4 protein-coding genes and 1 pseudogene are annotated in these 3,985 nt (G+C 71.2%); 2 read left to right on the plus strand and 3 right to left on the minus strand.

The features are described from left to right. Positions 1-285: 285 nt before the first annotated feature. Genes G6017_RS12880 through G6017_RS12890 form a run of 3 tightly spaced genes read right to left on the minus strand, consistent with a single transcriptional unit; the run spans position 286 to position 2,905 of the window. A complete protein-coding gene (locus G6017_RS12880; RefSeq protein WP_194306003.1) occupies positions 286-1,005 on the minus strand; it encodes an MOSC domain-containing protein in 720 nt (239 codons plus the stop codon). Continuing rightward, positions 1,005-1,772: an isoprenyl transferase gene (locus tag G6017_RS12885; protein ID WP_182610033.1), complete on the minus strand. Its 768-nt coding sequence runs from the start codon at positions 1,770-1,772 to the stop codon at positions 1,005-1,007. The genes G6017_RS12880 and G6017_RS12885 overlap by 1 nt, the downstream gene beginning before the upstream one ends. Positions 1,773-1,831: 59 nt before the next feature. Then, the gene (locus tag G6017_RS12890; protein WP_182610032.1) at positions 1,832-2,905 is read right to left on the minus strand and encodes a 3-deoxy-7-phosphoheptulonate synthase; all 1,074 of its coding nucleotides are present in this window, start codon (positions 2,903-2,905) and stop codon (positions 1,832-1,834) included. A 300-nt stretch (positions 2,906-3,205) separates the two neighbouring features. Here G6017_RS12890 and G6017_RS12895 point away from each other — a divergent pair, with 300 nt between their 5' ends. Continuing rightward, entirely contained in the window at positions 3,206-3,604 is a 399-nt protein-coding gene (locus tag G6017_RS12895; protein ID WP_182610031.1) for a DUF2784 domain-containing protein, read from the plus strand. A gap of 124 nt (positions 3,605-3,728) precedes the next feature. Continuing rightward, positions 3,729-3,985, plus strand: a pseudogene (locus tag G6017_RS12900) (hypothetical protein); the annotation flags it as partial.

A 3,985-nucleotide genomic window follows, 5' to 3' on the forward strand; every position in this document is an offset into this window, starting at 1 on the left:
TGGCAGCGGCGCGTTCCGGCTGCCCGACGTGGGCCGCGAGCAGGCTCCCGCACTGTGGCGCACCGCCGGACCGGTGTGGGACCACCTCGCCGAGCCGCCCGGGTGACCTCTGCCGCCCGGACACTGCCCCCGGCTGCCCGAACGCACACCTCTTGGCCCGGGCTCTCGCCGAGTGGTCACGAATGCCGCGAAAAGCGACACGCGACCTGGGACAACGTGAGCGGAATCGACCTCGCGGCTGAATCTCTCGGCAAGACCGCAGCGAGATCGCTCTGAGGGGTCGACTCAGTCGGAGTCGGCGTCCGAGGGCCGGACGTCCGTGGCGGGGTCGAGCTTGCGCACGAGGCTCGGTGCGAGGTCGGAGAGCGTGTACTCGGACAGCAGGCGGCCGGCCTCGTCGTCGTCGACCCCCGCGAACACCCGCCCGATGGTGACGCCGTGCGTGGGCACGGCGACCACCCGGATCTCGTCGCCCACCTCGACAGGCCCCGGCCGCAGCACACGGGCGTACGCACCCGGTCGCCCCGCCTCGGTGAACCGGCGCACCCACCTGGGCTTGCCGACGCGATCGCCGAACGTCTGGCACGGGATGCGCGGGGTGGTGATCTCCAGGCGCAACGGACCCCGACGACCGCTGCCCCGGCCCACCTCCAGGACGGTGCCGATCTGCAGCTGCGAGGTGTCGACGCCGGTCACTCGCAGGTTCTCGCCGAAGTACCCGGGCGGGATCGGCCCACCGAACTCGGGCTCCCACGGCTCGACGTCGGAGTCGGAGAGCAGGTAGACGGCCTTCCACACGCCGCCGTGATGCTCGCGGTCGGCCTGGACGTCTCCGTGGAGGCCGTACTCACGGACCTGCACCGGGCCCTCGACGGGGCGCTTGTCGATCGCCGTCACGCCGACGCGGCCGGGAACGGTGAGGAGCTGGTCCACCACGCAGACGGCCTGCACGGTGAACGACTCCGGCACCGTCTCCCCGGACGCGGGACTGTTCGAGGCCGGCATCAGTGGCCGAACCTGCGGTTGCGGGCACCGTAGTCGCGCAGGGCGCGGAGGAAGTCCACGCGGCGGAACGCGGGCCAGTAGGCCTCGGTGAACCAGATCTCCGAGTAGGCGCTCTGCCACAGCAGGAATCCGGAGAGCCGCTGCTCGCCGGACGTACGGATCACCAGATCGGGATCGGGCTGGCCGGAGGTGTAGAGGTGCTCGCCGATGGCCTCCACGGTGATGCCGTCGACCAGGTCCCGCCCGGTCCGGCCCTCGTCGATCAACTGGGCGACGAGCTCGCGGGTCGCGTCGGCGATCTCCTGACGGCCGCCGTACCCCACGGCGACGTTGACCTTGACCCCCCGACGCCCGGTGCTCGCGCGCTCGGCGTGGCGCAGCCGCTCGGCCAGCCAGTCCGGCAGCACCTCGAGCCGCCCGACGATCCGGACGTCCCAGTTCTTGTCCGGACCGGTGATCTCGTCCACCACGTCGGCGATGATCTGCAGCAGCTCGTCGAGCTCCTCGGCATCACGACCCAGGTTCTCGGTGCTCAGCAGATAGATGGTGGCGACGTCCACGCCCAGCTCGTCGCACCAGCCCAGCATCTCGGCGATCTTGACCGCCCCGGCCCGGTGTCCGTGCGCGACATCCGCGAACCCGGCCTCCTTGGCCCATCGGCGGTTTCCGTCGGCCATCACGGCGATGTGCCGTGGGAGCCGGGCACCCTCGAGTGACGACCGGAGTCGCGACTCGTACAGCGAGTACAGGGGGGAGGAGGCATCCACTCGGTAGAGGTTACCGCGCGACGCCCCCTCCACAGGGGTCCCCCTGACCCCGCGGGGGCTCAGCCCCGTCGGCCGGCGCGAACCCCCGCGGCCAGCGCGCGCACGCCCTCCTCGGTGGTGTCCCAGCCGATGCAGGCGTCGGTGACCGACTTGCCGTAGACGAGTTCCGCGGCGTCGACGGACTGGGCGCCGGGCTCGAGGAAGCTCTCGACCATCACGCCGGAGATGCCCTCCTCCCCCGCCCCGATCCGCTCGGCGAGCTCGGCCACGACCTCGGCCTGACGCTCGTGGGACTTGCCGGAGTTGGCGTGGCTCGCATCCACCATCACCAGCCCGGGCAGCCCCACCTTCGCGACCGACGCCACCGCGGACGCCACGGACGCCGCATCGTGGTTGGGTCCGCCCGTGCCGCCCCGGAGGATCACGTGGCAGTCGGTGTTCCCGGCGGTCTCCACCACGGCGGCCCGGCCCTCGGCGTCGGTGCCGAAGAACACGTGGCGCGACGCCGAGGACCGACACCCGTCCACCGCGACCTGGACCTCGCCGTCCGTCCCGTTCTTGAACCCCACCGGCATGGACAGGCCGGAGACCAACTGGCGGTGCACCTGGCTCTCGGTGGTCCGGGCCCCGATGGCACCCCACGAGACGGCGTCGGCGATGTACTGCGGACTGGTCGGTTCGAGGAACTCGCAGCCGACGGGCAGGCCGAGGTCCAACACGTCCAGGAGGAGTCTGCGGGCCGTGCGCAGACCCCGCGGGATGTCGTAACTCCCGTCCAGCGCCGGGTCGTTGATCAGGCCCTTCCACCCGACAGTGGTGCGCGGCTTCTCGAAGTAGACGCGCATGACGATGAGCAGATCCTCGGAGACCTCCTCGGCGAGTGTGGCGAGGCGCCCCGCGTAGTCGAGCGCGGCGTCGGGATCGTGGACCGAGCAGGGCCCCACCACCACGAGCAGCCGGTCGTCGCGCCCGGCCAGGACATCGGCGATCTCGCTGCGGCTACGCTCGACCAGCGCTTCGCGGGCCTCTCCCAACGGGAGTTCGCCGAGGATCTCGATCGGCGTCGGCAACGGGGAGTAGGACAGGACTCGCCGGTCGGCGGTCTGGGTGGGGTTCTCGGCGGTGATGGTCACGGCTGTGCGCTCCTGATGCGGTGGTCGTGGCGGGCCGGGTGCCGTGATCCTGTTCGGTGCCCTGTGCGCACCCGGATCCGCCGCTGGAAATGGCGGGAGGCGGCGACCATCATGGTCACCGCCTCTGGGCTCCGGGTGTCGGACGTCCGGCTAGCGGACGCGTGCGCTCGCGGCGCGGGCTCCACCCGGAGCCCACATAAAGCGCCAATATGCGCGAGCGATCGACATGCCGGACACCGTAGCAGAGGCCGCCCCCGTCGGGCCACTTGCGCCTCCCGCACCGGCTGGCACCCTGGAGGCATGGGATACCGACTCGTCGCGGACGTCGCGATGGTGCTCCACGCGGCCTTCCTCGTGTACATGGTGGTGGGCGGGTTCCTCGCGTGGCGCTGGCGTTGGACATTCTGGCCGCATCTGGCGACGGCGGCCTACGGACTCGGGATCGCGACGGTGGGGTGGGACTGTCCACTCACCCACGTGGAGAACTGGGGACGCGCCCGCGCCGGCCAGGAGACGCTTCCCTCGACGGGGTTCATCGACCACTACCTCACCGGCGTCATTTACCCAGCGGAACATCTCCTGACGGCCCAGCTCGCCGTTGCGGCCGCCGTGCTCGTCTCGTGGGTGGGCCTGGCCTTCCTGCACTGGCGAGCCCGCGCACGCTCCCGCGCATTCGCCCCAGAGGCGCGATACCCCTGAGGTCGACCCCGCCCTCACGGGGCCAGTCGAACACTTGTGCCATCTCGGTTGAGACGATATACTAGATCACACGTTCGAATAGTAGCGAGTCCGATTGGCGCAGGGAGGTGCGGTGGTGGATCCGATGATGACGACGACGAGTTCGGCGGCGTTCGGGGCGCTGCGCGCCGTGCCGGAGGCTCTCGACACGCTGGGCGCCGAGGCGTTGAGCGAGGTGGCGCGGTCGGCCACTCTGGCGCAGAACCTCGCCGCGGCCACCCGCCTGCAGGCCGCGCATCACCTGGTTGAAGCGATGGGGCGGCTCGATCGGGAGGCGCGGGGGTCAGGCCCCGGCCGGGAGCCTGGCGATTCCGGCCCCGCCGATTCTCGTCCTGCCTACGC

The organism is Dietzia sp. B44 (assembly GCF_014145245.1).
Lineage (GTDB): Bacteria > Actinomycetota > Actinomycetes > Mycobacteriales > Mycobacteriaceae > Dietzia > Dietzia natronolimnaea.